Raw genomic sequence first — 24,100 nt, 5'->3', positions numbered from 1 at the left:
CGACGATCACGGTGCGCCCGCACCGCCTCCGACCGGAGCGTCTTCACCTGGCGGTTCCTCGCGGGGCACAAGGGAGGCGAAATCCCCGGTGTCGCCGAGGCGAACGAGGAACGGCCGCAGGCGCGTGTACCGGATCGCGGTGACGGAGCAGGGTTCGACGGAGATCCGCTGGAACAGGTCGAGGTGCAGGCCGAGCGCGTCGGCGACGAGGGACTTGATGACGTCGCCGTGCGAGCACATCAGGTAGACGGCGTCCGGGCCGTGGTCGCGTTCCACGCGCGCGTTCCACGCGCGCACGGCTTCCGCGGCGCGGGCCTGCATGGCCCGCATGGACTCGCCTCCGGGGAACGCGGCGGCCGACGGATGGGCCTGTACGACCTGCATCAGCGGCTCGTCGTTCAGCTCGGCGAGTTTGCGTCCGGTCCAGTCGCCGTAGTGGCACTCCCCGATCCGGTCGTCGGTGTGGGCGTTCAGCCCGGGCCGGGACTCCAGGAGTGGCCGGATCGTCTCCTGGCAGCGTTGCAGGGGGCTGGTGACCGCTTCGGCGAGGGGCAGCGCGGCGAGCCGTCCGGGCAGTGCGGCGGCCTGCGCGGCGCCGCGCTCGTCCAGGGCGACGCCCGGCGTCCAGCCGGCCAGCTCGCCCGCGGTGTTGGCGGTGGAACGTCCGTGCCTTACGAGGATCAGCGTGGGCATGCGGCCCAGGGTAAGCGCCCGCCCGAGGTGCCCCGGGGTGCCGGTGCCGCGAAGTGCGGGCGGGACGGGCCGGTCCTGGCACGTTCCTCGCCCCGGTCAGCGAGGAGTCCGGGCGCGTCCGCCGGCCGGCCTGGCCGGCGTGGAAATGCCGAATGCGCGTCAGCGGCCCCGGAACGGGGACATCGATGGCCGCCACGCGCGCGTGGACGGGTCTGAGGTCTTGACCGGCTGGTGGCGGGCGTTCCGGCGGCCCCGGCGGCGCAGATGCGCGTCCGGTGGGCGGCGCGATGCGGAGGTCGCTCGCCGTCAGGCGAACTCGGGGGCGGTGGGCGCGGGGCCGCCCAGGGCGTTGCGGCGCTCGGGCATCCGCAGGGACACCATGCGCCGCCAGCCCGCCGCCCGCTCGTACCCGTACACGGCGTGGATGCCGGCCGCGAGCAGCGCGGACCTGGCCTTCGGCCAGCCGAGGATGCGGCCCATGCGGTCCATGACGGCGAGGCTGACGTCCCGGTGGATCCGGATCTCGGCCAGGGCGCACTCGCGCAGCACGCGCCGGATGGCGGGGCCGTGACCGGCCTGGGCGAGGCGCAGCAGTTCCTCGTGGCAGTAGGCGAGGTGGTTGTCCTCGTCGTTCGAGATCATCTTGACGGCGCGGCCGAGTTCCGGGTGGTCGCCGAAGTGCTTGCCCAGCATCGCCATCTGCTCGCAGGCCCGCTGCTCGGTGACCCGGCTGTGGGCGAGGTAGACGACGATGTCCTGGACCGTCAGCGGCTCCTCGGCGTTGAGCTTGTCGTGGGCGAGTCCGATGCCCTGGCGTTCCAGGAGCATGGTGTAGTCCGTCTCCGGCGGGACCGGGACGGGCCGCAGACCGCGCTTGTTCATCAGCGCGTTGAAGATGCGTCCGTGCTTGTCCTCGTCGGCGCCGTGGCGGGTGATCTTGGGGGCGAGTGCGCGTTCGCCCGGTGGCACGAGTGCGGCGATCCGCGCGTTCTCCCAGCCGCCCTGTGATTCCCCGCTGGCCGCGATGGAGCAGAAGAGCCGGAAGGACTCGTCGTTGTCGAGGATCTCCTGGAAGAGACTCTTGGCCGAAAGCATCGTGGGCACCTTCCTGCGGGATGCGCGGGTTCCGCGGGGCTCCGCCGGTTTCCGTGAGATTCCGCAAAGAACGAGTCAAATGCCGCGCAGAAGGTGCCGCAACAGGTATGTCGGACAACTCCGCCGAACGGATGAGCCGTCGGGTCGTGGCGGTGGCGTAACCGTGCGGGCGCGGGTGCGTTGTTTCCCGTGACGGCCGTGGCGGGGAAGACCCCCGAGCCCCCACCACGGCCGTGAGAACTCCCGCTCCGGAGGCCGTGGGCCTCGCTTCAGGCGAGGTCCGCGCGGTCCAGGGCCTCGGTGCCGGCACGCAGGGAGGCGATCCGCTCGTCGAGCGTGAAGCCCGCGGGGGCGAGGGTGAGGGTGGTGACCCCGGCCGCGGCGTAGGCCTTCATCCGGTCGGCGATGCGGTCGACGGAGCCGAGCAGGGTGGTCCGGTCGATCAGGTCCTGCGGTACGGCGGCCGCGGCGCCCTGCTTGTCGCCCGAGAGGTACTTGTCCTGGATCTCGGCGGCTTCCTTCTCGTAGCCCATGCGCTGGGCGAGCTGGTTGTAGAAGTTCTGCTTGCGGCTGCCCATGCCGCCGACGTACAGGGCGGTGTAGGGGCGGAAGGTGTCGGCGAGCCGGGGCACGTCCTTGTCGTCGCCGACGGCGAGCGGCAGGGTCGGGCAGACGTCGAACCCGTCGAGGCCCTTGCCCGCCTTCTCGCGCCCGGCACGCAGATACTTGACGGCCGTCTCCTCCAGGTGGTCGGCCGAGGGGAAGATGAGCAGCGCCCCGTCGGCGATCTCCCCGGTCTGCTCCAGGTTCCTGGGTCCGATGGCGGCGATGTAGAGGGGGATGTGCTCGCGCTGCGGGTGCACGGTCAGCCTGATCGGCTTGCCGGGGCCGCCGGGCAGCGGCAGCGTCCAGTGCTCGCCCTCGTACGACAGGCGTTCGCGGGTCATGGCCCGGCGGACGATCTCGACGTACTCGCGGGTGCGGGCCAGGGGCTTGTCGAACGTGACCCCGTACCAGCCCTCGGAGACCTGCGGACCCGAGACGCCGAGGCCGAGCCGGAAGCGGCCGCCGGACAGCGAGTCGAGGGTCGCGGCGGTCATCGCGGTCATGGCAGGCTGACGGGCCGGGATCTGGAAGATGGCCGAGCCGACGTCGATCCGCTCCGTGTGCGCGGCGACCCAGGTCAGCACGGTGGCCGCGTCCGATCCGTACGCCTCGGCGGCCCAGCACACGGCGTACCCCAGCCGCTCGGCCTCCTTGGCCACGGCCAGATTGTCCGCGTCCATCCCGGCGCCCCAGTACCCGAGGTTGATCCCGAGCTGCATGACCGATTCCCCTTACCCGCCAGTAACGTCCCTGTCCGCCAGACCTTAGCGCGCCCCGCCCCACGGCAGCTACGGCCCGGGGAACGGCCGGCGCTCCGTGGCGGGAGCGGCCCGCTGCCCCCACGGGGTCGGCGGGAGTGACGGGCCGAGGGGCGCGTGGGTGTGCCGGGGTGGACGAGGCGCGGGGCCGGACGGGGCCAGGCCGCGGATCGCCGGGCCGCGGCCGTCTTGCCGACGGTGATCCCGCTCCAGGTCGCCCCCGCCTGGGTCCGCGACCGCACCGGCGTGGCCGCCCCGGCGTGGCGTCCCAGCGCAGGGTGCTCGCCGGCCTCGCCCCGGAGTCGGGGATCGCGACGAGTCGGAGGTCGCAGCGAGTCGGAGGTCACGACCAGTTGGAGGTCGCGACGCGGACCGCGGATCTCCGCCGCCGGCCGCTGATGGGCGGCGGCGTGCCGGAGTACGGCGCCGGGCGGGTCGTCCTCGGGCAGCTTTGTACGGTTTCTCGTGGCCCAGGCGGGTTCCGGAACCGGGGGTCAGGCGATCGGATCCGGCGAGGGTGACTGCCCGTGGCCGCTCTTCCGGTCGTGCCGTCCGGCCCGGTTGAGCCCCCGTCGCGGCGCGCGGTCGTGGGGGGGCGCGTGGCGGGGGGAATCGGTTGTCCACAGGTGCCCACGGGGGCAGTTCCGGCCAGTAGGGTCGACGGACATGGAGCAGAGGCATCTGGGCCGTACCGGCCTGCGCGTGTCCCGGATCGGACTCGGCACCCTCACCTGGGGCCGGGACACCGACGAGCACGACGCCGCGGACATGCTGAAGGCGTTCTGGGAGGCGGGCGGGACCCTCGTCGACACCGCGGACGTGTACGGCGCGGGTGAGGCCGAGTATCTGCTCGGACAGCTGATAGAAGGGCTCGTGCCGCGCCGGGACCTGGTCATCTCGACGAAGGCGGGGAGCGTAGTGGACCCGGACCGCCGTTTCGACGGCTCGCGCGGCCATCTGCTGGCCGCCCTCGATGCCTCCCTCGCCCGCCTCGGCACGGACCACGTCGACGTCTGGCACATCCACGCCTTCGACCCGCACACCCCGCTGGAGGAGACCCTTCAGGCCCTCGACCTGGCCGTCAGCAGCGGTCGCGCGCGCTACGCGGGAGTCTCCAACTTCTGCGGCTGGCAGCTCGCCAAGGCCGCCACCTGGCAGCTGTCACAGCCGGGCACCCGCACCCGGCTGGCGAGCACACAGATGGAGTACTCGCTGCTCCAGCGCGGTGTGGAACGCGAAGTGCTGCCCGCCGCCGTCGATCTGGGCGTCGGCCTGCTGCCCTCGTCCCCGCTCGGCCGCGGCGTTCTGACCGGCAAGTACCGCAACGCGACTCCGTCGGACTCGCGCGGCGCCTCCGAGCACCTGGCGCCGTTCGTCGCGCCGTACCTGGACGACACCGCGAGCCGGATCGTGGACGCCGTGGCGACGGCGGCGGACGGGCTCGCGGTGACCCCGCTCCAGGTCGCTCTCGCCTGGGTCCGCGACCGCCCCGGCGTGGCCGCCCCGATCATCGGCCCGCGCAACGCGCAGCAGCTCACGGCGGCGTTGTCAGTGGAGGCGCTTAATCTTCCTGACGAGATCTGCCGAGCGCTGGACGATGTGTCGGCGCCCCTGCACCGCTATCCCGATCACGACTGGAGCACCCTGTGAGCACGGACCCGGAGACCACGGAGGAAGCCCGGCCGGGGATCCCGGAGGCGACGGAACCGGAAGCCGCGGACGCAACGGAACCCGCGGACGGGCCGGAGAGCGCGGGCGAGGACAGCGCCGAGCCGTCCGGCGCCGCGACGAGCGAGGGCGGCACCGATGCCGCCGCCCAGCAGTCCGAGGCGGAGGCGGAACTCGCCGCCCAGCGCGTCGAGCGGGAGCGGATCGAGCAGCGCAAGGCCGACAAGAAGGGGCCGATCGAGAGCGGCGCCAAGCTCAGCGGCACGGCGGCCGATCTGCTCGCGGCCGTGCGGGCCGTGGAGAGCGGCGAGCGGCCGGCCGCGGAGGTCTTCGGCGAGGCGGCGCCCACGCCGCGCAGACCGGCCGCTGCGGAGCCCGCGCGTCGACCGCAGCCAGCCCCGGCCGCCGAACCCACCGCCCAGGCACCGGCGGCGGTCGACGCGGTGCGCGCGGTACTGCGCGACGGCGGCGCCCCCGAAAACCTCGCCCCCCAGGTGGCCGCGGCGCTCGGCGAGGGCGCGGACGCCCGGCTGCGGTCGGATCCCTGGCTGTTGCTGCGGGTCGGCGGCGTACGACCGGAGCAGGCCGACGGCTTCGCGCGGGCGTTGCTCGGCGCCGAGTGCGGCCCGGACGACGAGCGGCGCGGCCGGGCCGTGACCGGCTGGCTGCTGGAGCAGGCGGCGCTGGCCGGGCACACCGCCCTGGAGATGCCCGCGCTGCTCGCCGCGCTGGCCCAGCGGGGCGTGCCGGATCCGGACGCGGCCGTGCAGGGCACGCTCGCGGAGGGCGAGGCCCTGGTCTTCCAGGACGCCTTGGAGGAGCCCGGCGCCCAGGCCCGGCCGCGCCCGGCGCAGGACGCCGCAGACGCCGAGGACAGCGGCGAAGGGGAGGACGGCGAGGAGGAGCGGCCCGTCCGGGTCCTCGTCGGTCTTGAGCGGTACGCGCTCGCCGAGGAGAGCCTTGCCGACGGCCTGGCCCGCCAGCTCAACTCCGTACCGAAGCAGGACGGCCCGGCCGATGCCTGGCAGCGCGCGGCCACGACCGCGGGGGGCTCGGCGGGTGAGCTGATCGCGGCGGTCGCGGGGCACGGACTGGTGCTGCACACGGGCGGCCACGCGTCCCTCGTCGACCCGGCGCGCCTGCTGCACGAGGCGCCGGCGCTGGGCCTGCGGGCCTGGGCCGCCGCGCACACGGCCGACGGCCGGGACGAGTGCGCGGCGCTGCTCGCCGGCTTCGACGGCCCGGACGCACCGGCGGACCGGACCGGCCGCGGGACCGCGACCGTGGCGGGGCTGCTGGCGGGCACCGAAGGGCCGGGGCGGGACACGGACGGCGCCCTGGACCTCGATCTGCTGATCGTGCTCGACGCGCCCCAGCTCGATGTCGAGACCGCCGCCCTGCTCGTGGAGTCGCTGCCGGACGGGGCGCGGCTGGTGCTCTCCGGTGACCCGGCGGTCCTGTGGTCGGCCGGGCCCGGGCGGGTCTTCGCCGATCTGCTCCTGACCCGGGCGTGCCCGCAGATCGCCTCGCGGGTGCCCGATCCGGGGCCACTCGGCGAACTCGTCTCCGGTATCGGCATCGGCGAACTGAACCAGGTCGAGGCGCCCGGCAAGGAGGTCGTGATCGTACCCGTGCGGGACGCGGGCGAGGCCGTGCACCGGGCCGTGCAGCTGGTCGCGGACTCGGTGCCGCGGGCCATCGGCGTCCCGGCCGAGCAGACGGTGGTGATCACGCCGGGGCACGGCGGAGCGGCCGGCACCCGCGCGCTCAACGCAGCGCTCAAGGAGCGGCTCAACCCGGGGCCCGGCCGCTTCGGCGGCTTCGACCCCGGCGACCGGATCGCCTACTCCCCCGCTCCCGGCCGTACGCTTCCCGGCCGGGTCGTGCAGGCCGACTCCGACGGACTGCACCTGTCCTGCGCGGACGGGCCGGTCGTGGTGGCGCGGGAGCAGGTGGAGCGGTCCGTGCGGCACGGGTGGGCGCTGACCGCGCACCAGGCGGTGGGCGCCCGGTGGCCGGCGGTGGTCGTGGTGCTGCCCGGCGATGCCGCGCAGGCGCTCAACAGGCCGTGGGTGTACACGGCGTTCGGCCGTGCCGACCGCCATCTGTCCGTGGTGCACGGCGTGGAGCAGGTGCTGCCCAGAGCGGTCGCCGAGATCCCCGCCAAGCCCCGGACCACCCGGCTGCCGGCCCTGCTGCGCGCCCAGCTCCCGCAGGCCGACTGACCCGCCCGGCCCTCGGGGCCGGCACGACGGCGACCACGACCGACGAATACCGACGCCGGCCGGGCACAGGGGCGGCACGGTCACCACGACCGCACCGGCACGAGGGCCGGCACCACGAGGGCACCGGCAAGAAAACGACCCGCGCCCCGACCCCGGCCGTGCGGCCGGACACGACGCGTGACCCACGGCGGCGGAACACGGCCGTGGGTCACGCACTGTGGCGGGCGAAACGCGCGGCGGGCCGAGCGCGGCCGTGGGCCGAACGCGGCGGTGCCGCGCGGGGCTCATGCCCGTGCGGCACCGGCGTCGGTCGGTTCAGCGATCCGCGTCCAGGGGCTCCAGGTCCTCGTCCTCGTCGCCGTGCAGGTCCAGCTCGTCCTCAAGATCGTCGTCGGCGTCGTCCGCGGTGTCCTCGTCGTCGAAGACGGCGCTGACGTCGAAGCGGCAGACCACCCGCTGCGGATCGATCTGCTCGAACGGCGCCTCCAGCCACTCGCCGGGTTCGGCGGGTTCGTCCGCCGCGGTCACCCACAGCGTCGAGTCGCCCTCCTCCAGGCCGAACTCCTTGTGCCGGGAGGCGATCTCGTCCGGTTCGAACTCGCCGAACAGGATCCCCAGCGCCCCGTGCACCGTGCCGGAGGCATCCACGCCCGCGCCGCCCTCGTACTCCGCCGCCTCGACCCGTCCGGCCTGGGCCAGCAGCCGCTGCGGTTCCACCACGGCGTAGTCGCGGCGGATCAGCACGCTCAGGGCGTTCGGTTCCTCCGGGCCCGCGTACGGCGGCAGCGACTCATCCGTGCCGGGGATCTCGAAGGGCGTGACCTCGTCGTAGCGGTCGTAGAGCAGCTCGTCGTAGGTCTCGGCGGCCGCCGCGAGCTGGTTGAACGCCTCGTAGACGGCCGGGTCGTCCTCACCCGACCTGCGTTCGACCGCGGCCAGGTGGCGGTCGAGCGCGGTCTTGACCGCCTCGGCGGCGGCGCGTACCTCGGCAGCGGTGGGCTGCGCAGCATCAGACATAGTGCAGACGCTATCCGTACCCGGCCCCAGCCCGCACAATAGATGCGATGCCGGAATACGAATTTGTCGACGTGTACGTTCCGCGGGGGGTGTCCCGTAAGGACGCCACGCGTCTGCTGACGGACCATGCCGAGTACGGACACTGGGAGTTGGACCGACTGAGCCTGCTGCGCGACGGCAGCCGCAGGGTGCGGTTGCGCCGGCGGATCATCCGCCAGGTGCGTGCCACATGGTGAGACGGTGAGACACAGCACCTGACCGGAGCGGCCCCGTCCTGCGGGGCCGCTCCGTCTCACCGCCGTTCGCACGTCAGGCCGCGGCCCGCGCCTTGCGGTAGAGCACCGCGCCGGCCAGCAGCGCGCCCGCGCTCAGCGGGACGGCGGCGTCGATCGGCAGGCCGCTGCCGGTGTGGGCGAGCTGCGCGGCTCCGTCAGGTCGCGTGACGGAGCTGTCGCCCTGCGGGCGGATGTGCGAGGTGTGTGCGGCCGGTGTTTCGCCGCCCTTGGCGGGCGGGGTGCCCGGCGTACTCGGGTGGCCCGGGTTTCCGGGCGGGGTCGTGCGACCGCCGCCAGGAGGGTTTTCATGGCCGCCACCCGGAGGGGTTTCGTGGCCCCCGCCGGGAGGGGTTTCATGCCCGCCGCCGGGAGGGGTTTCGTGGCCGCCGCCCGTGCCGTTGGCGCAGTCGTTCCCGGTCGCGGCGTTGCCGGCCCCGATGACGTCGACGCTGTTGCCGCACACATTCACCGGCACGTCGATCGGCACCTGCACCGTGTTGCCGGAGCCCACGCCGGGCGAACCGTCGGTGCGACCGCCCGTGTGCGCACCGCCCGAGTCACCGTGACCGCCCGCGGCGGCGCCCGCGCGTTGGGTGCAGGCGTTGCCCACCGCCGGGTTGAGGACTCCGATGATGTTCACGGTGTTGCCGCAGACGTTCACCGGCACGTGCACGGGCACCTGGACGGTGTTGCCGGACAGCACGCCGGGCGAGTGCGTGGCGGTACCGCCCGCTCCCGCGTCGGCGTGGGCGTATCCGCTGGTGGCGGCGAGCGCGCCGGTGGCCGCCATCACGGTGATCAGGCCCTTGCGGGTGCCCTGTCGCATAGGTGAATCCCCCCTGCGTTCGATGATGTTCCGTTTTTTTCTGGTTCTTTATGCTTTGCGCTGCGCTGGATTCCCCGGTTGTCGTTCCGCAGGGCGGATGCGTTCCGCGGGGCGGATGCGTTCCGCCGGGGAAACCGGTCGGCCCCGGAGCGCATGGCGCGCGCTCCGGGGCCGACGAGAGGACGCCCCTCAGGGAGTCGACGTCACTTGTTGACGCAGGTGTTGCCGAAGGCGGGGTTCAGCAGCCCGATCACCGAGATCGTGTTGCCGCAGACGTTCACCGGGACATGCACCGGAACCTGGATGACATTGCCGGAGACGACGCCCGGGGACTGCACGGCGGCACCCTGGGCACCGGAGTCCGCGACGGCGAGGCCCGCGCCCGCGAGAACCAGACCACCAGTGGCAGCCGCAGCAGCGACGACCTTCTTGATCATTCTTCCTCCTTGTTGGCAAGTGCGGCCCCAGCTGCGGACCGCATCACGTGTAACGAGGAGGGAGTAATGGGGCTACGAGCGTATGGTCGCATTCACCCGTCCCAGTGGTCTCCGCACGCGTGGCCGATTTCAGGACGCGTCGATGAACCGGTCGAGCACCCGCACACCGAACTTCAGCCCGTCCACCGGCACGCGTTCGTCAACGCCGTGGAACATGCCCGCGAAGTCCAGCTCCGGAGGCAGCTTCAGGGGCGCGAAGCCGAAGCCGCGGATGCCCAGGTCGTCGAAGGACTTGGCGTCCGTGCCGCCGGAGAGCATGTACGGGATGGCCTTGGCGGCCGGGTCCTCGGCGACCAGCGCGGACTGCATCGCCTCCACCAGCGCGCCGTCGAAGCCGGTCTCGACGGCCTTGTCGGAGTGCACGTCCTCCCGCCGCACCTTCGGCCCGAGGATCCGGTCGAGGTCGGCGAGGAACTCCTCCTCGTACCCGGGCAGGAACCGCCCGTCGACGTGCGCGGTGGCCTCGCCCGGGATGACGTTGACCTTGTAACCGGCGTTCAGCTGCGTGGGGTTGGCCGTGTTGCTCAGGGTCGCGCCGATGAGCTTGGCGATACCGCCCAGCTTGGCGAGCGTCGCCTCCATGTTCTCCGGGTCGAGTTCGGTGCCGAGCGCGTCGCCCAGCTCGTCGAGGAAGGCCCGGGTGGTCTTGGTGACCCGCACCGGGAACCGGTGCCGGCCCACCCGGGCGACCGCCTCGGACAGCTCGGTGATCGCGTTGTCCCGGTGGATCATCGAACCGTGTCCGGCGGTTCCGGCCACGGTCAGCTTCATCCAGTGCATGCCCTTCTCGGCCGTCTGGATCAGATAGAGGCGGCGCTGCTCGCTCACGGTGAACGAGAAGCCGCCGACCTCGCTGATCGCCTCGGTGACACCGTCGAACAGCCCGGGGTGGTTGTCGACCAGCCAGCGGGCGCCGTAGGTGCCTCCGGCCTCCTCGTCGGCGAGGAAGGCGAGCACGATGTCCCGCGGGGGGCGCCGGCCGCTGCGCAGCCGGTCGCGTACGACGGCCAGCGTCATGGCGTCCATGTCCTTCATGTCCACGGCGCCGCGCCCCCAGACGCACCCGTCGGTGACCTCACCGGAGAACGGGTGGTGGGTCCAGTCGTCGGCGTTGGCCGGTACGACGTCGAGGTGACCGTGGATCAGCAGTGCGGGCCGGGACGGGTCCTCGCCCTCGATGCGGGCCACGGTCGAGGCGCGCCCCGGGTGCGACTCGAAGACGCTCGGTTCGAGGCCCACCTCGGCGAGCTTCTCGGCGACGTATTCGGCGGCCTTGCGCTCGCCCGGGCCCGAGTGGTCGCCGTAGTTGCTGGTGTCGATCTGGATCAGCTCGCGGCAGAGGTCCACGACCTCGTCCTCGCCGGTGATGCCCCTGGCCGTGTCCGTCTCGCTCACGCTGCTTCCTCCCGCGCTGTCGCTGCTGGTGGTCACCCTCATCCTCCCTCGCCACCGCCCCGGCCCCAAGCCCGGTCCCGGCCCGTCACAAGGCGTTCACGCGGGACCGGGCGCGGGGACGGGGCGTGATCGGGCACCTTCGGAAGCCTGGTAATGTTTTCCTCGTCGCCGCGGGGGAAACCCGCGCGACGGACACCTTGTCCGGGTGGCGGAATGGCAGACGCGCTAGCTTGAGGTGCTAGTGCCCTTTATCGGGCGTGGGGGTTCAAGTCCCCCCTCGGACACCAGTGGAGACCCCTGTTGATCAGGGGTCTTTCTGTTTGGTCGGGGGTCCGTAGGCATGTCGTGGTCCCGCACAATGGGGGCATGACGACGCGTTCTTGGTGTCCGTGTGGGCTGGGCGGGAGGTACGAGGGGTGTTGCGGGCGGTATCACCGGGGGGCGGGTGCGGCGCCGACCGCTGAGGCGCTGATGCGGTCGCGGTACGCGGCCTTCGTACGGGGGGACGCGGGGTATCTGCTGCGCACCTGGCATCCGCGGACGCGGCCCGTGCGGCTCGATCTCGATCCGGGGCTGCGGTGGACCGGCCTCGAGGTGCTGGGCACGACGGACGGCTCGGCCTTCCACACCACCGGGACCGTGACCTTCCGGGCCTCCTACCGGGGCGGCTCGCTGCACGAGCGCAGCCGGTTCGAGCGGGTCGACGGGGCGTGGGCGTATGTCAACGGGGATGTCCTCGACTGACGGCCGGGTGGCCGCCCGTGGCCGGGGCTTCCAGCCGGGCGGGTCAGGGCGCGAGGACGTCCAGTTCCTGGAGCGCGCCCATGGTGATCTCACGGGTCAGCCGCTCGGCACGGTCCGCGTCGCCGCCGCGCACCGCCTCCGCGACCTGGACGTGCAGGGTGACGGCGGCCGGGTCGGGGTCCTCGAACATGACCTCATGGTGGGTGCGGCCGACGAGGACTTCCGCGACGACATCGGCCAGCCGGGCGAACATCTCGTTGCCGGACGCGGTGAGGATCACCCGGTGGAAGGCGACGTCGTGGACGAGGTACGCCTCCAGCCTGTGGCCGCGTGAGTTGGCCACCATGGCGAGCGCACACTCGGTGAGTTCGGCGCACTGCTCGGCCGTGGCGTGCCGCGCGGCGAGTCCGGCCGCGACCGGTTCGATCGCCGAGCGCAGTACGGTCAGCGAGCGCAGCTGGCCCGGGCGGTCGGCGCCCGCCAGGCGCCAGCGGATGACCTGCGGGTCGTAGACGTTCCACTCGGACTTCGGGAGCACGGTCACACCCACCCGGCGCCGGGACTCGACCAGGTGCATGGACTCAAGGACGCGCACCGCCTCGCGCATCACCGACCGCGACACCTCGAAGTGCTGGGCCAGTTCGTCCGTGCGCAGAACGCTGCCCGTGGGGTACTCCCCGGCGGTGATCGCGGGTCCGAGGGTGTCCAGTACGCGGCCGTGCAGCCCCCGGCCCGGTGTGCTCATGCACTCAGCGTACAGAGTGGATCACGCCCCAAAAAGTCAGACTTATTTATTAGAGACCCTTGAATTCGTCGTACCTAATGGGATTCAGTGTGGCCGACGTCGGATGTCGACGTCGCAGGTCGAGGAAGACAGCGAGGCAGTGATGCGTACCCCTCATGTCGTCGTGGTGATGGGCGTCGCGGGCACGGGCAAGACCACGATCGGTCCCCTGCTCGCGGCCCGGCTCGGCGTCCCGTATGCCGAGGGTGACGACTTCCACCCGCCGGCCAACATCGCCAAGATGTCGGCCGGGATTCCGCTGGACGACACTGACCGGTGGCCGTGGCTCGATGCCATCGGCGGCTGGGCGCACGGGCGGGCGGGCCTGGGCGGGGTGGTGAGCAGCTCGGCGCTGAAGCGGTCGTACCGCGACCGGCTCAGGGCGGCGGCCCCCGGGATCGTGTTCGTGCACCTGGCGGGTGACCGTGCGCTCATCGAGGACCGCATGTCCCACCGGCAGGGCCACTTCATGCCGACCGCGCTGCTGGACTCCCAGTTCGCCACGCTCCAGCCGCTGGAGCCGGACGAGCCGGGTGCCACGGTGGACGTCTCCGGCAGCCCGGACGAGATCACCGCGCGGGCCGCCGAGGCACTGGCCGCGCTTCCCGGCCCCGCGCGGTGACACCCCCGCAGCACCCCCGCCTCGGCAACGTCTCCCCGTCCCCGTCCATCCGCAAGGGAATCCGTGACCGGTCTCAGCGCCGAGACGCCGGCAGCGGACACCGTCCAGCCCCTCACCTCGGCAACGTCGTCTCCCCGTCCCCGTCCATCCGCAAGGGAATCCGTGACCGGTCTCAGCGCCGAGACGCCGACAGCGGACGCCGTCCAGCCCCTCACCTCGGCAGGGCACACCCAGCTCGGCACAGCCGTGCCGGCGGGCACCGCCGTGATCGTCCTGTGCGCATCGGCGTCCCGGCGCTCGCGGGACTGTCCGTGAGGCACGGGCTGGTGCCGCCGCACCCCGGCCCGCTGGTCGCGATCGACGCGGTCGGCGCCGACCTGGGCGTCACCCGGCGCTCGGTGTGCTCGTCGCCGCCCCCACCGTCGTCATCGCGGCCCGCTGTTCGCGAAGGCCGCCGCCCGCCGGGGGGACGTCCCGGCGCCCGAGCGGATGATCCCGCGGCGCCCCTCCGAGGAACTGTGCGGCGGGCCGGCGGTGGGTCAGGGGCGCCACAGGGGGTGTTCCCGGGCTGCCCAGTCGCGGCTCACGGTGCCGGTGCGCAGGCCGCGGCGGGCTTCCGGGTCGGCCAGGGCCATGCCGATGTGGCCGGCCAGCACGACGCCCATGGTGAGGGCGAGCCAGTCGTGCACGAAGGTCGCCGAGGTGCGCCACATCAGCGGGGTGAGATGGGTGAACCACATCATCAGGCCCGTGCCGAGCATCACCAGCGTGGCTCCGGCGATCCAGGCGGCGTAGACCTTCTGGCCGGCGTTGAACTTGCCCGCGGGGCGCGCGGAGTGCCGCTTGTCACGGCGCAGGGCCGCCCTGAGCCAGACCCGGTCGTGCGGGCCGAAGCGGTTCAGGAAGCGCAGGTCGGCGCGGAACGCCCGGGAGGCGAGCCCCAGCAGTACGGGCACCGGCAGCGCGAGGCCAGCGCACTCGTGGACGCGGACGACGAGGGCGCGGCGGCCGACGGCGACGGCGAGCTGGGGGACGTAGAGGCAGGCCGCGGTCAGCACGCACACGCCCATCAGCGCGGCCGTCGTGCGGTGCACCCAGCGTTCGGCGCGGGAGAAGCGCGGCAGCCGGGCCGTGCCCGCGGTGGCCTCAGTTCGTAGGCTCATCGGTCCGTCCGTTGGAGCGGCCGACCCAGGCGTCGACGTCGTATCCCAGGTGCTCCCAGTACCCGGGTTCGACCCGGTCGGTGACGGTGATACCGGAGAGCCACTTCGCCGACTTGTAGAAGTACATGGGGGCCACATACAGACGGACGGGTCCGCCGTGGTCGTGGCCGATGTCCTCGTCCTGCATGCGCAGCGCGACCAGCACGTCGGGGCGGCGGGCCTGGTCGAGGGTGAGGCTCTCGGTGTAGGTGCCGTCGAAGCAGGTGAAGCGGATCGCGCGGGCCGTGCCGCGCACGCCCGCCGCATCCAGCAGCCGGGACAGTCTGACCCCCTCGAAGGGGGTGCCGGGGACCCGCCAGCCGGTGACGCACTGGACGTCCTTGACCAGCCGGGTCTGCGGCAGGGCGCGCAGATCGGCGAGGGAGTAGGTGCGGGGGCGGTCGACGAGTCCGCCGATCGTGAGCCGGTAGTCCGCCGGGCCCCGGTGCGGGACGGACGCGGCGACCGAGTAGTAGCGGAAGCCGCCGCCGTTCGGCAGCAGGCCCGTCAGTCCGGTGGGGTCCTTGCCGGAGGCGGCGCCGAGGAACGTCTCGGTGCCGCGCTGGAGTGCGGGGGCGGCGGCCACGGTGAGGGCGCCGAGGGCGAGGGTGCCGAGGAACACACGGCGGCCGATCGGACGGCCCTCCTCGGCCCGTGCGTCCTCGGGTGGTTCGGGGTTCACCCCGTCATTCGAGCACCGTCGGCTCCGCAGGACCAGAGGGTCGGGCCACGGGTCAGCGTTCCGTAAGGTCTTCTTGGGTTCCCGGAAAGGGACCGCACGGGTACGTCGGGTCCGGGAACGCCCCGTCGGAGGCCGCCTGCGCGGCGCCGAGCACGCGGTCGCGGGCGGCGCGGAAGGCGGCGCGGGGCTCACGGTCGGGGTACGACCACGGCCGTGGGGTCAGATGCCGGCCGATCCGCTGGAACAGGGCGGCGGCCTCGGCGCTCCGGCCCGCGCAGGACATGGCGTGGGCGAGGAAGTTGAGGTCGACGTGGCGGCGCGGGTGCTCGTCGTGCTCCCACTCCAGCCACCAGTCGAAGGCGGCCTGCAGCACCTGCCGGGCCCGGGGCCCCGACCAGTGCCCGGAGGCGACGGGGTCGGCGGTCACCAGGCCCGCGGTGGCCAGCGTCCGGAAGCGCTCGGCGTGCGCGACGACCGGCAGGACGGCGAGCGGGGAGTCGGCGGGGGCGCGGGCCGCGGTCCGGTCGGCGAACGCGTACGCCTCGTGGCCCGGGTCGGCGCCGGGCTCGGGGTGACGCTCGGCCAGGCGCGCGGTCATCAGATGGTGGGCGTGGTGGTGGTCGCGGTGACGGCGGCACACCTCGGCGAAGGCGTCCGCGGTCTCCTCGTCGGTGCCGAGGTCGCGGGCGAGCAGGAGCAGACCGAGCCATGGGGTCGGGTCGGCGGGCGCCAGTTCGGCAGCGGCGCGGCAGGCGGCGCGGGCCGCGGCGGGCTCCTCCTTGCCGCGCAGGGCGCGCCGCGCCAGGGCCAGGGCGAGCAGCGCGGCGGCATCGGCGGATCCGGGCTCGGCGGCCAGCCAGTCCCGGGCCCGGGCGGCGGTGTACGGCGGACGGGACAGGACGCAGATCCGGTGGCCGCGGCGGTCCCAGTCGTCGGCCGTGCGCCGCAGCAACGCCCGTACGGCCTGCCGCCGGCCCTGGGCCAGGGCGGCGCGCGCGGCGACCAGCTCGGTGTCGTCGAAGGCGTCGTCGAAGACCTCGTGGGGGCGCGCGCGGCGCGGGGTGAGCAGGGGTGGGGGTGAGGGCACCGCGGGACTTCCTGGTTGTCGAACTGCCATCGACCGATCACTCACAGCAAATCCCCAGCCAACGGTTCACGTCAAGTTCACCGAAGCTGTTGTTGCGTTCAACTACCTTTTACAGTAAGGGAGTTGGGGAAGGCCCTGGGCCGCGTGGGCGGCCTGTTCGGACCCGCCGAGGGGATCTCCGTGGCATGAGTCATGGCGGGGTCCACCCGGGCGGCGGACCATGACGGCAGGGCCGTCGGCTCGCGTCCCCCTGGCCGACCGGGCGTCGCGCCCGACCTCATCTGACCGGTTCTGGGCATCCCCGGGGCGCGAAGAGCTTCGGGAGGCTACAGTCGGCCACTACGCACCCGTGGCCCGGCCGGATGATCGAGGTACGCAGCGTGTCGGTTCTGGTTCTGAGTCTCGCCGTGAGCGCGGCCTGTTGCCTCGGCTTCGGGTTTGTGCTCCAGCAGAACGCCGCCCAGAAGGCACCCCTGAGCGACTTTCTCTCACCGCGGCTGCTGCTCGACCTGATGAAGGTGCCGCGCTGGCTCGGCGGCATCGGCCTGATGGCGGCCGGGATGATCCTCGGCGCCATCGCCCTGGGCCGGGGCGAGATCTCCCTGGTGGAGCCGCTGCTCGCCACAAACCTGCTGTTCGCCCTGGCCCTTTCCCGGCACCAGACCAGGCAGCCGCTGGGCCGCCAGGGCTGGGCGGGCCTCGCCCTGCTCGCCGGCGGCGTGACCGCGTTCATCGTGGCGGGCCGGCCGCACGGCGGGCACGCGGTCACCGACCCGGTCCGGAACTGGCTGATCATCGGAGTGATGCTGGGCCTGGCCCTGCTGCTCACCACTTTCGCCAAGCGGTCCCGGCTGAGCATGGCCCCGGTGCTGCTGGCCCTCGCCGCGGGTCTCCTGTACGGCGTGCAGGACGCGCTGACCCGGATCAGCGGGCAGCGGTTCTCCGCGGGCGGGCTCGCCGAACTGTTCTCCGGCTGGCAGCCCTACGGGGTGCTCGTGCTGGGCGTCACCGGGCTGATCCTGGTGCAGAGCGCGTTCGAGACGGCGCCGCTGCGGATGTCGCTGCCCGCGCTGACGGCCGCCCAGCCGCTGGCCGGGATCCTGTGCGGGGTGGGCTTCCTCGGTGACCGGCTGCGCACCGACACCGGGGCGCTGGCCTGGGAGGCGACCGGGCTGGCCGCCGTGGTCGTGGGCATCGTGCTCCTCGGACTGCATCCGGCGATGCCACGGGGTACGGCGAAGCCGGCGCCGAAGCGGGATCTTCAGCCCTACTGAGACCTGGCCGGTCCGGCTTGACGCCGACCTCCGCCTCCGGCCCGTGTTTCGCCCGGGGCGGCCCTCCTTCGGGGCACGAAAGGGCGTCGTTCGGCTGCGGTGGTGTGTGGGGGTTGGGTGCGTCGTTCCTTGCGTCCCTTCGGGGCACGCAACGGGGTCGTTCGGCTGCGGCTGCGTGGGGGCTGAGCGCGCTGTTCCCCGCGCCCCTTTTGCGGCACGCAACGGGGTCGTTCGACTGCGGCAGTGTGGGGCTTGGGCGCGCCGTTCCCCGCGCCCCTTTTGCGGCACGCAACGGGGTCGTTCGGCTGCGGCCGCGTGGGGGCTGAGCGCGCCGTTCCCCGCGCCCCTTCGGGGCACGCAACGGGGTCGTTCGACTGCGGCTGTGAGCGGGGGCGAGCGCGTCGTTCCTCGGGTCCCTTGGGGGCTGGGTGCTGGTTGGATGGGGGGATGAGCGCTGCTGACGAAATCCTCGACATCGTCGACGAGCACGATCGGGTCATCGGGCAGTCACCCCGCGGCGAGGCGTACGCGCGCGGGCTGCGCCACCGTTGCGCGTTCGTCCTGGCCCGGAACACGGCCGACCGGATCTTCGTGCACCGCCGTACCGCGACCAAGCTGGTCTACCCCTCCCGGTACGACATGTTCGTCGGCGGCGTGGTCGGCGCGGGCGAGTCCTACGACGACGCGGCCCTGCGCGAGGCCGAGGAGGAACTGGGGGTGACGGGGCTGCCCCGCCCGTCGCACCTGTTCACCTTCCTGTACGACGACGGCGCCGGCCACAGCTGGTGGTCGGCGGTCTACGAGGTCCGCTGCGCGCTTCCGGTCCGGCCCCAGGCCGAGGAGGTGGCCTGGCACGACTTCCTGAGCGAGGACGAGCTGGCGCGGCGGCTCGGCGAGTGGGAGTGGACGCCGGACGGGCTTGCGGCGTACCGGCGACTGCGGGCGCACCGGGGCGCGGGATGACGACCGCGGAAGACCCGGCCGGCAGGCCCCGCCGAGGAGCCCGATAGGGTCCCCGACGTGATCGAATTCCTGCGAAACGTCCGGTTCTGGTTCATGCCCGACCGGGTCCGGGACGAGGGCGACACACCTGACTACCGGTTCTCGCTGGCGAACGAGCGCACCTTCCTGGCCTGGCTGCGTACCGCGCTCGCGCTGATCGGCGGGGGTTTCGCGGTGGACCAGTTCCTGCCGGAGCTGCGCTGGGGCTGGCGGGTGGGGCTGGCGCTCGCCCTGCTCGGCGCGGGCGTCCTGTGCTCGCTGCGCGCGATCAACCACTGGGTGCGCTGCGAGCGGGCGATGCGGCGCGGTGAGGACCTGCCCGCGTCCCGGTTCCCGGCGCTGCTGAGCCTCGTCATCGGGGTGGTGGCGGTCGCCATGGTGTTCGTCGTGCTCGTCAGGCGGGAGGGGTGACGGCCGGGCGGGACCCGGGGCTGCAGCCGGAGCGGACCCGGCTCGCCTGGCGGCGCACGACCTTGTCCTGCACCGTGGTCACCGTGCTCGCCGTGCGCACCGCCCTGCACGGCGGGGCGTCTGCCGCCGGCCTCCTGGTGTGCGCGCTGTGCTGCGGGCTCTGGCTGGGCTTTCTGCTGCTCGCCCACCACCGGGTGCGGGCGCTCGCCACGACCGCGCGCCCGGCCTCCCTCACCCCCCGGCACGCCGCCGCGGCGGCGCTGTGCGCGGTGGCGATGGCGGTATGCGCGACGGCGCTGGTCATCTAGGGCCGCCCGACCGGGCCACCGGGGCCACATTCGACCCGCACACCGGCCCACCCTTCAGACCCCAGCCCCACCAGCCCGGCGCCAGCCGATGCACCCACCACCCCGCCAGGCCCATGCACCCACCACCCCGCCAACCCACGCCAGCCGATCCGCCCATCACCCCGCCAGCCGATACCCTCACGGCCCCGCCGATCCCGCGTCAGCCGATACCCCGCCACCCCGCCAGTCCCCGGCAACCGATCCGCTCACCACCCCGCCGATCCCGCGCCAGCCAATACCCCTATCACCCCGCCAGTCCCCGGCAGCCGATCCGCTCACCGCCCCGCCGATCCCGCGGCAGCTGATGCGTCCATGCCCCGCGGTCCTCCGGGGTACCCGTACGCACGCGGTCAGGATGCCCGAATATGTTCTGTATGCGTGGCAGCCTGTGCCTCGTCAGCACCCCTCACTCCTGAAGGTGAGCACCATGACAGCAGTTCATCAGGAACACGCCGCCCATGACTCGCACAGCCACGGCCCCGGCTGCGGGCACACCCAGGTGCCGCACGGCGACCACGTGGACTACGCGCACGACGGGCATCTGCACCGTGAGCACGCCGGGCACTGGGACGAGTGCGAGCCGGCCGGGCACACCACCCACGAGGACCACGACCACCAGCACGGCGAGGGCTGCGGGCACACCGGCGTGCGACACGGCGACCATGTCGACTACCTGCACGACCACCACCGGCACGCCGAGCACGCCGGCCACTGGGACGACCACTGACCCCGACCGCACCCCCGGCACACCCCCGCCACAGCCCGGCCGACGGCTCCTTCGCGCGACGCGCGGGGAGCCGTCGGCCTATCGTGGCTCCGGTCACGTTCGACACCCGCACTGGACGGCATACCGACCGGTCGGCATCATTGGTCGCGTCCTGTTCACCCGTTCGTAGGAGCGATGCATGGGTCCCGACCACCCGCCCGGACTCGATCCCGACCGGTTGCGCGGTCTGCTCGACCGCGAACGGCCCGGTCTGGTCGACGGCCCGCTGACCGGACGGCTGATCGAGGGCGGACGGTCGAACCTCAGCTACGCCGTCACGGACGGCAGGTCGACCTGGGTCGTACGCCGTCCCCCGCTCGGCCATGTCCTGGCCACCGCGCACGACATGGCGCGCGAGCACCGTGTGATCGGCGCGCTGCACCCCACGCGGGTGCCGGTGCCGCGCCCGGTGCTGCTGTGCGAGGACCCCGAGGTGCTCGGTGCGCCCTTCTACGTCATGGAGTTCGTCGAGGGCACGCCGTACCGCACCGCCGAACAGCTGGCCCCGCTGGGCGCGGAACGCACCCGGAACGCGGTGCTCTCCCTCGTCGACACCCTCGTGGAACTGCACGCCGTGGACCCCGCCGAGGTGGGCCTCGCGGACTTCGGCCGTCCCGAGGGGTTCCTCGACCGGCAGCTGCGCCGCTGGGGCAAGCAGCTGGACGCCTCACGCGACCGGGAGCTGGCCGGCATCGACGAGTTGCACGCGGCCCTCGGGCGCGCGCTGCCCACGTCCCCCGCGCCGGCCGTAGTGCACGGCGACTACCGGCTCGACAACGTCCTCCTCGACACCGACGACCGGATCACGGCGATCCTCGACTGGGAGATGTCGACGCTCGGCGACCCGCTGACCGATCTGGGTCTGCTGGTGATGTACAGCCTGCCGTTGGGCACGCCGAACTCCCCCGTCCTGACCACCGCCGAGGCGGCCGGGCACCCCGCGCCGGCCGAGCTGATCGAGCGGTACGCGGCACGTTCGGGGCGGGATGTGTCGGCCGTCTCCTGGTACACGGCGTTCGCCTGGTTCAAACTCGCCGTGATCCTGGAGGGCATCCACCACCGGTACACGCTGGGGCAGACGGTCGGACCCGGCTTCGACCGCATCGGCGACCTCGTCCCCGTCTTCATCGAGCACGGTCTCACCACCCTCCGGGAAGGCTGACGGTCATGGACTTCGCGTTCGACGCGCGCACCGAGGAACTCCGCGCCAGGCTGCTGGCCTTCATGGACGCGTTCGTGTATCCCGCCGAGGCGGTCGCCGAACAGCAGCGGGCGGCGCTGACCTCGCCCTGGGACACCCCGGCGGTGGTCGAGGAGTTGAAGGCCGAGGCGCGCAAGCAGGGGTTGTGGAATCTGTTCCTGCCGGACACCGGGTACGGCGCCGGGCTGACCAACCTGCAGTACGCGCCGCTGGCCGAGATCACCGGCCGCTCCCCGCAGCTGGCGCCCACCGCGCTGAACTGCGCGGCCCCGGACACCGGCAACATGGAGGTGCTGGCGCAGTTCGGCGACGAGCGGCAGAAGAAGCAGTGGCTGGAGCCGCTGCTGGCCGGCGAGATCCGCTCGGCGTTCGCGATGACCGAGCCGGAGGTGGCCTCGTCGGACGCCACCAACATCACCACCCGCATCGAGCGGGACGAGGGGGGCACCTCCGGGTCGAGCGGAGCCGAGAGCGGGGGAAGCTATGTGGTCACGGGACGCAAGTGGTACATCTCCGGGGCGATGAACCCGGACTGCCGGATCTTCATCGTGATGGGCAAGACCGACCCCGGCGGCGCCGATGTCCGCCGCCAGCAGTCCATGGTGCTCGTGCCCCGCGACACACCGGGTGTCACGGTGCGGCGGGCGATGCGGGTCTTCGGGTACGAGGACCACTACCACGGCGGTCATGCCGAGGTGGTCTTCGACCACGCGCGCGTGCCGGTGTCGAACCTGATCGGCGAGGAGGGCGGCGGGTTCGCCATCGCCCAGGCCCGGCTCGGGCCCGGCCGCATCCACCACTGCATGCGGCTGATCGGCATGGCGGAGCGGGCGATCGAGCTGATGTGCCGGCGTGCCGTGTCCCGCACGGCCTTCGGTACGACGCTGGCCGGGCAGGGCGTGGTCCACAACTGGATCGCGGACGCCCGGGTGACGGTGGAGCAGCTACGGCTCCTGGTGCTGAAGACGGCGTGGCTGATGGACACGGTGGGCAACAAGGGCGCGCACACGGAGATCCAGGCCATCAAGATCGCCACGCCCCGCGCGGTGGTCGACATCATCGACCGGGCCATCCAGCTGCATGGCGCGGGCGGGGTCAGCCAGGACTTCCCGCTGGCGGAGCTGTACGCGGCGGCCCGCACCCTGATGATCGCGGACGGCCCGGACGAGGTCCACCAACGCTCCCTGGCCCGCCGGGAGTTGAAGAAGTACCTCCCGTAGCCCCACAAGGGGCGCGGGGAACCGCGCGCCCGGCCACGCCCGGACCACGCGAAGGCCACAGTCCGACAGCACGCCCCAAAGGGGGCGCGGGGAACCGCGCGGTCGGCCAAGACGCAGCCGCAGACGACCGACGGCAGGACAACCCCGGCACAGTCGCACCGCGCCGTGTCACGGCCGCAGCGCCCGCAGCAGCAGGTCCGCCAGGTGGTCGGCGACCTGCTGCGGGCTGAGCGGGCCGTTCGGCCGGTACCACGTCGACAGATGGTGGACGGAGCCGAAGTGGTATTCCACCACCAGGTCGGCCGGGGTCGCCGTGGAGAAGACGCCCTCCCGCTGGCCCTCCTCGACAAGCGCCCGGAAGCGTTCGTGGTAGCGCCGGCGCTCGGCCCGCACCTGCTTGTTCTTCTCGGGGCCGAGATGGTGCATGGAACGGAAGAAGATCATCGCGTCGTCGAGGTTCTCGATCGTGGTGACCACGACGTCGGCCGCCGCCGCCCGCAGCCGCTGCTCGACCGGTTCGTCGGCGTCCGCGAAGGCGTCGAGCCGCTCCTGCTGGACGCGCAGCACACGGGCGTAGACCTCGTGCAGCAGGTCGTCCTTGGAGCCGAAGTAGTGGTAGAGCGCCCCCTTGGTGACGCCGGCCGCCTCGACGATCTCCTGTACGGAGGTGCGATCGTAGCCCTGCTCGGCGAAGAGCCGTGTGGCGGCGGCGAGGAGCCGCTGCGGGACGGGAGTTCCGTCGCCGTCCGTCGTCCTGGGCACTGCCGCCACCTGCCTTTCCGTGGTGCTTCACTGGCCGTCGTGCGCGCGGGAACGCGGTTCCCGAAGGAGGATCTTTCCACTTCCCGTGCTGGGCGGGCCGGGCAGGACCGGTGGCCGGGGGCGGGTATGTGCGGGCTGGGCGGCGTGTCCGGAGCCGGTCATGGGTTCGCCTCCCAGGTCCGCTGGAGGTGGTTCATGCCGGACAGCCAGCGGTCCGGGTCGGCGGCCCTCGTCCGGTAGTACTCGGCGACCTCCGGGTGCGGCAGGATCAGGAAGCGGTCCTCAGCGATGCCTTGGAGCAGGGCGTCCGCTACGTCCTCCGGTTCGATCGCGGTCGGTTCGAGTACGAGGTCGCCCGCGCTGCCGGCGGCGGCCAGCATGTCGGTGCGCACGCCCTGCGGGCAGATGGCGTGGACCTTCAGTCCGCGGTGCCGATAGGTCAGTGACAGCCACTCGGCGAAGGCGTACGCGCCGTGCTTGGTGACGCTGTAGGGGGCGGCGCCGATCATGGTGAGGAGTCCGGCGGCGGAGACGGTGGACACGAAGCGGCCGGCGCCGCGCTCCAGCCAGCCGGGCAGCAGCGCATGGGCGGCGCGCACATGGGCCATGACATTGACGTCCCAGGCCCGCGCCCAGACGTCCTCGGGCGCGGCCTGCGAACCGCCCGAGCCGAGCCCGGCGTTGGCGCAGTAGACGTCCACCGTGCCGCCCAGCGCGTTTCGGGCGGCGGCGACGGTCGTGGCCGCGTCGCCGGGGACGGCGATGCCGCCGATCTCGTCCGCGACCGCCTCGGCCCGGTCCGCGTCGAGGTCGTTCACGACGACCCGGGCGCCCTCGGCGGCGAAGCGGCGGGCGAGCGCGGCCCCGACCCCACGGCCCGCTCCGGTGACGACGACTCCCGCATCCCGCACGGCTCCCACCTTCGGTCCCCTTCGACGCGA

General features: G+C 73.0%; 26 protein-coding genes, 1 tRNA gene and 1 pseudogene. 15 read left to right on the top strand and 13 right to left on the bottom strand.

Annotated elements, in window-relative coordinates:
• Window positions 1–6: 6 nt before the first annotated feature.
• The 3 genes from ABT245_RS07565 to ABT245_RS07555 form a co-directional block, all read right to left on the bottom strand.
• Complete coding sequence (locus ABT245_RS07565; protein WP_351729948.1) at window positions 7–693, bottom strand: histidine phosphatase family protein; 687 nt, start codon at window positions 691–693, stop codon at window positions 7–9.
• 306 nt (window positions 694–999) lie between these two features.
• On the bottom strand, window positions 1,000–1,788 hold the full coding sequence (locus tag ABT245_RS07560) for a ferritin-like domain-containing protein (protein ID WP_351729945.1): 789 nt from the start codon (window positions 1,786–1,788) through the stop codon (window positions 1,000–1,002).
• A gap of 269 nt (window positions 1,789–2,057) precedes the next feature.
• A complete protein-coding gene (locus ABT245_RS07555; protein ID WP_351729942.1) occupies window positions 2,058–3,113 on the bottom strand; it encodes an LLM class F420-dependent oxidoreductase in 1,056 nt (351 codons plus the stop codon).
• 705 nt (window positions 3,114–3,818) lie between these two features.
• Here ABT245_RS07555 and ABT245_RS07550 point away from each other — a divergent pair.
• Both ABT245_RS07550 and ABT245_RS07545 read left to right on the top strand, forming a co-directional pair.
• Window positions 3,819–4,802 (top strand): aldo/keto reductase, encoded by a 984-nt coding sequence (locus ABT245_RS07550; protein WP_351729939.1) that lies wholly within the window; start codon window positions 3,819–3,821, stop codon window positions 4,800–4,802.
• Entirely contained in the window at window positions 4,799–7,045 is a 2,247-nt protein-coding gene (locus ABT245_RS07545; RefSeq protein ID WP_351729936.1) for a helix-hairpin-helix domain-containing protein, read from the top strand. The genes ABT245_RS07550 and ABT245_RS07545 overlap by 4 nt, the downstream gene beginning before the upstream one ends.
• A gap of 315 nt (window positions 7,046–7,360) precedes the next feature.
• On the opposite strand, the gene ABT245_RS07540 is transcribed toward ABT245_RS07545, so the two are convergent.
• Window positions 7,361–8,062, bottom strand: a complete 702-nt coding sequence (locus ABT245_RS07540; RefSeq protein WP_351729933.1) for a hypothetical protein — start codon at window positions 8,060–8,062, stop codon at window positions 7,361–7,363.
• A gap of 47 nt (window positions 8,063–8,109) precedes the next feature.
• Between ABT245_RS07540 and ABT245_RS07535 the strand changes: the two genes are divergently transcribed.
• Window positions 8,110–8,298: a DUF5703 family protein gene (locus ABT245_RS07535; RefSeq protein ID WP_005485166.1), complete on the top strand. Its 189-nt coding sequence runs from the start codon at window positions 8,110–8,112 to the stop codon at window positions 8,296–8,298.
• A 73-nt stretch (window positions 8,299–8,371) separates the two neighbouring features.
• Here the strand turns inward: ABT245_RS07535 and ABT245_RS07530 are convergent, their stop codons facing one another.
• From ABT245_RS07530 to ABT245_RS07520, 3 genes are all read right to left on the bottom strand, one after another.
• A complete protein-coding gene (locus tag ABT245_RS07530; protein WP_351729930.1) occupies window positions 8,372–9,163 on the bottom strand; it encodes a chaplin in 792 nt (263 codons plus the stop codon).
• A 203-nt stretch (window positions 9,164–9,366) separates the two neighbouring features.
• Window positions 9,367–9,600 (bottom strand): chaplin ChpH, encoded by a 234-nt coding sequence (gene chpH / locus ABT245_RS07525; protein ID WP_351729927.1) that lies wholly within the window; start codon window positions 9,598–9,600, stop codon window positions 9,367–9,369.
• 129 nt (window positions 9,601–9,729) lie between these two features.
• Window positions 9,730–11,055 (bottom strand): M20/M25/M40 family metallo-hydrolase, encoded by a 1,326-nt coding sequence (locus ABT245_RS07520; protein WP_351729924.1) that lies wholly within the window; start codon window positions 11,053–11,055, stop codon window positions 9,730–9,732.
• Between the two features lie 199 nt (window positions 11,056–11,254).
• Between ABT245_RS07520 and ABT245_RS07515 the strand changes: the two genes are divergently transcribed.
• Both ABT245_RS07515 and ABT245_RS07510 read left to right on the top strand, forming a co-directional pair.
• Window positions 11,255–11,342: transfer RNA gene (locus tag ABT245_RS07515), tRNA-Leu, on the top strand.
• A gap of 79 nt (window positions 11,343–11,421) precedes the next feature.
• The gene (locus ABT245_RS07510; protein ID WP_351729921.1) at window positions 11,422–11,799 is read left to right on the top strand and encodes a YchJ family protein; all 378 of its coding nucleotides are present in this window, start codon (window positions 11,422–11,424) and stop codon (window positions 11,797–11,799) included.
• A gap of 43 nt (window positions 11,800–11,842) precedes the next feature.
• On the opposite strand, the gene ABT245_RS07505 is transcribed toward ABT245_RS07510, so the two are convergent.
• A complete protein-coding gene (locus ABT245_RS07505; protein ID WP_351729918.1) occupies window positions 11,843–12,544 on the bottom strand; it encodes a FadR/GntR family transcriptional regulator in 702 nt (233 codons plus the stop codon).
• A gap of 142 nt (window positions 12,545–12,686) precedes the next feature.
• Between ABT245_RS07505 and ABT245_RS07500 the strand changes: the two genes are divergently transcribed.
• From ABT245_RS07500 to ABT245_RS07490, 3 genes and pseudogenes are all read left to right on the top strand, one after another.
• Complete coding sequence (locus ABT245_RS07500) at window positions 12,687–13,205, top strand: gluconokinase (RefSeq protein WP_351730206.1); 519 nt, start codon at window positions 12,687–12,689, stop codon at window positions 13,203–13,205.
• 162 nt (window positions 13,206–13,367) lie between these two features.
• The gene (locus ABT245_RS07495) at window positions 13,368–13,520 is read left to right on the top strand and encodes a hypothetical protein (RefSeq protein WP_351730226.1); all 153 of its coding nucleotides are present in this window, start codon (window positions 13,368–13,370) and stop codon (window positions 13,518–13,520) included.
• Window positions 13,481–13,745, top strand: a pseudogene (locus ABT245_RS07490) (GntT/GntP/DsdX family permease); the annotation flags it as partial. The gene ABT245_RS07495 and the pseudogene ABT245_RS07490, both read left to right, overlap by 40 nt.
• Here ABT245_RS07490 and ABT245_RS07485 read toward each other — a convergent pair.
• From ABT245_RS07485 to ABT245_RS07475, 3 genes are read right to left on the bottom strand one after another with little or no spacing between them, the layout of a single operon-like run.
• Window positions 13,745–14,368, bottom strand: a complete 624-nt coding sequence (locus ABT245_RS07485; RefSeq protein WP_351729915.1) for a cytochrome b/b6 domain-containing protein — start codon at window positions 14,366–14,368, stop codon at window positions 13,745–13,747. The pseudogene ABT245_RS07490 and the gene ABT245_RS07485 sit on opposite strands and share 1 nt — an antisense overlap.
• On the bottom strand, window positions 14,352–15,089 hold the full coding sequence (locus tag ABT245_RS07480) for a molybdopterin-dependent oxidoreductase (protein ID WP_351729912.1): 738 nt from the start codon (window positions 15,087–15,089) through the stop codon (window positions 14,352–14,354). The genes ABT245_RS07485 and ABT245_RS07480 overlap by 17 nt, the downstream gene beginning before the upstream one ends.
• Window positions 15,090–15,141: 52 nt before the next feature.
• Entirely contained in the window at window positions 15,142–16,176 is a 1,035-nt protein-coding gene (locus ABT245_RS07475) for a hypothetical protein (protein WP_351729909.1), read from the bottom strand.
• Between the two features lie 380 nt (window positions 16,177–16,556).
• Between ABT245_RS07475 and ABT245_RS07470 the strand changes: the two genes are divergently transcribed.
• The 7 genes from ABT245_RS07470 to ABT245_RS07440 all read left to right on the top strand — a co-directional run bounded on the left by ABT245_RS07470 (window position 16,557) and on the right by ABT245_RS07440 (window position 22,397).
• Window positions 16,557–17,450 carry a DMT family transporter gene (locus ABT245_RS07470; RefSeq protein ID WP_351729906.1) on the top strand — a complete coding sequence of 298 codons (894 nt, stop codon included), beginning with the start codon at window positions 16,557–16,559 and terminating at the stop codon, window positions 17,448–17,450.
• Between the two features lie 447 nt (window positions 17,451–17,897).
• On the top strand, window positions 17,898–18,413 hold the full coding sequence (locus ABT245_RS07465) for an NUDIX hydrolase (RefSeq protein WP_351729903.1): 516 nt from the start codon (window positions 17,898–17,900) through the stop codon (window positions 18,411–18,413).
• A gap of 57 nt (window positions 18,414–18,470) precedes the next feature.
• Window positions 18,471–18,863, top strand: a complete 393-nt coding sequence (locus ABT245_RS07460; protein WP_351729900.1) for a YidH family protein — start codon at window positions 18,471–18,473, stop codon at window positions 18,861–18,863.
• Entirely contained in the window at window positions 18,860–19,171 is a 312-nt protein-coding gene (locus tag ABT245_RS07455; protein WP_351729897.1) for a DUF202 domain-containing protein, read from the top strand. Before ABT245_RS07460 ends, ABT245_RS07455 begins: the two co-directional genes overlap by 4 nt.
• A gap of 466 nt (window positions 19,172–19,637) precedes the next feature.
• On the top strand, window positions 19,638–19,937 hold the full coding sequence (locus tag ABT245_RS07450) for a hypothetical protein (RefSeq protein WP_351729894.1): 300 nt from the start codon (window positions 19,638–19,640) through the stop codon (window positions 19,935–19,937).
• A 178-nt stretch (window positions 19,938–20,115) separates the two neighbouring features.
• On the top strand, window positions 20,116–21,138 hold the full coding sequence (locus tag ABT245_RS07445; protein ID WP_351729891.1) for a phosphotransferase family protein: 1,023 nt from the start codon (window positions 20,116–20,118) through the stop codon (window positions 21,136–21,138).
• Between the two features lie 5 nt (window positions 21,139–21,143).
• The gene (locus ABT245_RS07440) at window positions 21,144–22,397 is read left to right on the top strand and encodes an acyl-CoA dehydrogenase family protein (RefSeq protein ID WP_351729888.1); all 1,254 of its coding nucleotides are present in this window, start codon (window positions 21,144–21,146) and stop codon (window positions 22,395–22,397) included.
• 168 nt (window positions 22,398–22,565) lie between these two features.
• Here ABT245_RS07440 and ABT245_RS07435 read toward each other — a convergent pair whose 3' ends face one another.
• Window positions 22,566–23,159, bottom strand: coding sequence for a TetR/AcrR family transcriptional regulator (locus tag ABT245_RS07435; protein WP_351729885.1), 594 nt, complete (start codon window positions 23,157–23,159; stop codon window positions 22,566–22,568).
• A gap of 158 nt (window positions 23,160–23,317) precedes the next feature.
• Window positions 23,318–24,079: an SDR family oxidoreductase gene (locus ABT245_RS07430; RefSeq protein WP_351729882.1), complete on the bottom strand. Its 762-nt coding sequence runs from the start codon at window positions 24,077–24,079 to the stop codon at window positions 23,318–23,320.
• Between the last annotated feature and the right edge of the window lie 21 nt (window positions 24,080–24,100).

This window comes from Streptomyces sp. NPDC001508 (genome assembly GCF_040298665.1).
Lineage (GTDB): Bacteria > Actinomycetota > Actinomycetes > Streptomycetales > Streptomycetaceae > Streptomyces.
Note: the sequence above shows the minus strand (reverse complement) of the source record. Positions and strands in the feature narration are given on the sequence as shown.

What these genes read in the sequence shown, in the direction of transcription:
- ABT245_RS07565 (WP_351729948.1), bottom strand. Translation starts at nt 693, where the DNA reads ATGCCCACGCTGATCCTCGTAAGGCACGGACGTTCCACCGCCAACACC.
- ABT245_RS07560 (WP_351729945.1), bottom strand. Translation starts at nt 1,788, where the DNA reads ATGCTTTCGGCCAAGAGTCTCTTCCAGGAGATCCTCGACAACGACGAG.
- ABT245_RS07555 (WP_351729942.1), bottom strand. Translation starts at nt 3,113, where the DNA reads ATGCAGCTCGGGATCAACCTCGGGTACTGGGGCGCCGGGATGGACGCG.
- ABT245_RS07550 (WP_351729939.1), top strand. Translation starts at nt 3,819, where the DNA reads ATGGAGCAGAGGCATCTGGGCCGTACCGGCCTGCGCGTGTCCCGGATC.
- ABT245_RS07540 (WP_351729933.1), bottom strand. Translation starts at nt 8,062, where the DNA reads ATGTCTGATGCTGCGCAGCCCACCGCTGCCGAGGTACGCGCCGCCGCC.
- ABT245_RS07535 (WP_005485166.1), top strand. Translation starts at nt 8,110, where the DNA reads ATGCCGGAATACGAATTTGTCGACGTGTACGTTCCGCGGGGGGTGTCC.
- ABT245_RS07530 (WP_351729930.1), bottom strand. Translation starts at nt 9,163, where the DNA reads ATGCGACAGGGCACCCGCAAGGGCCTGATCACCGTGATGGCGGCCACC.
- chpH (WP_351729927.1), bottom strand. Translation starts at nt 9,600, where the DNA reads ATGATCAAGAAGGTCGTCGCTGCTGCGGCTGCCACTGGTGGTCTGGTT.
- ABT245_RS07510 (WP_351729921.1), top strand. Translation starts at nt 11,422, where the DNA reads ATGACGACGCGTTCTTGGTGTCCGTGTGGGCTGGGCGGGAGGTACGAG.
- ABT245_RS07505 (WP_351729918.1), bottom strand. Translation starts at nt 12,544, where the DNA reads ATGAGCACACCGGGCCGGGGGCTGCACGGCCGCGTACTGGACACCCTC.
- ABT245_RS07500 (WP_351730206.1), top strand. Translation starts at nt 12,687, where the DNA reads ATGCGTACCCCTCATGTCGTCGTGGTGATGGGCGTCGCGGGCACGGGC.
- ABT245_RS07485 (WP_351729915.1), bottom strand. Translation starts at nt 14,368, where the DNA reads ATGAGCCTACGAACTGAGGCCACCGCGGGCACGGCCCGGCTGCCGCGC.
- ABT245_RS07465 (WP_351729903.1), top strand. Translation starts at nt 17,898, where the DNA reads ATGAGCGCTGCTGACGAAATCCTCGACATCGTCGACGAGCACGATCGG.
- ABT245_RS07450 (WP_351729894.1), top strand. Translation starts at nt 19,638, where the DNA reads ATGACAGCAGTTCATCAGGAACACGCCGCCCATGACTCGCACAGCCAC.
- ABT245_RS07445 (WP_351729891.1), top strand. Translation starts at nt 20,116, where the DNA reads ATGGGTCCCGACCACCCGCCCGGACTCGATCCCGACCGGTTGCGCGGT.
- ABT245_RS07440 (WP_351729888.1), top strand. Translation starts at nt 21,144, where the DNA reads ATGGACTTCGCGTTCGACGCGCGCACCGAGGAACTCCGCGCCAGGCTG.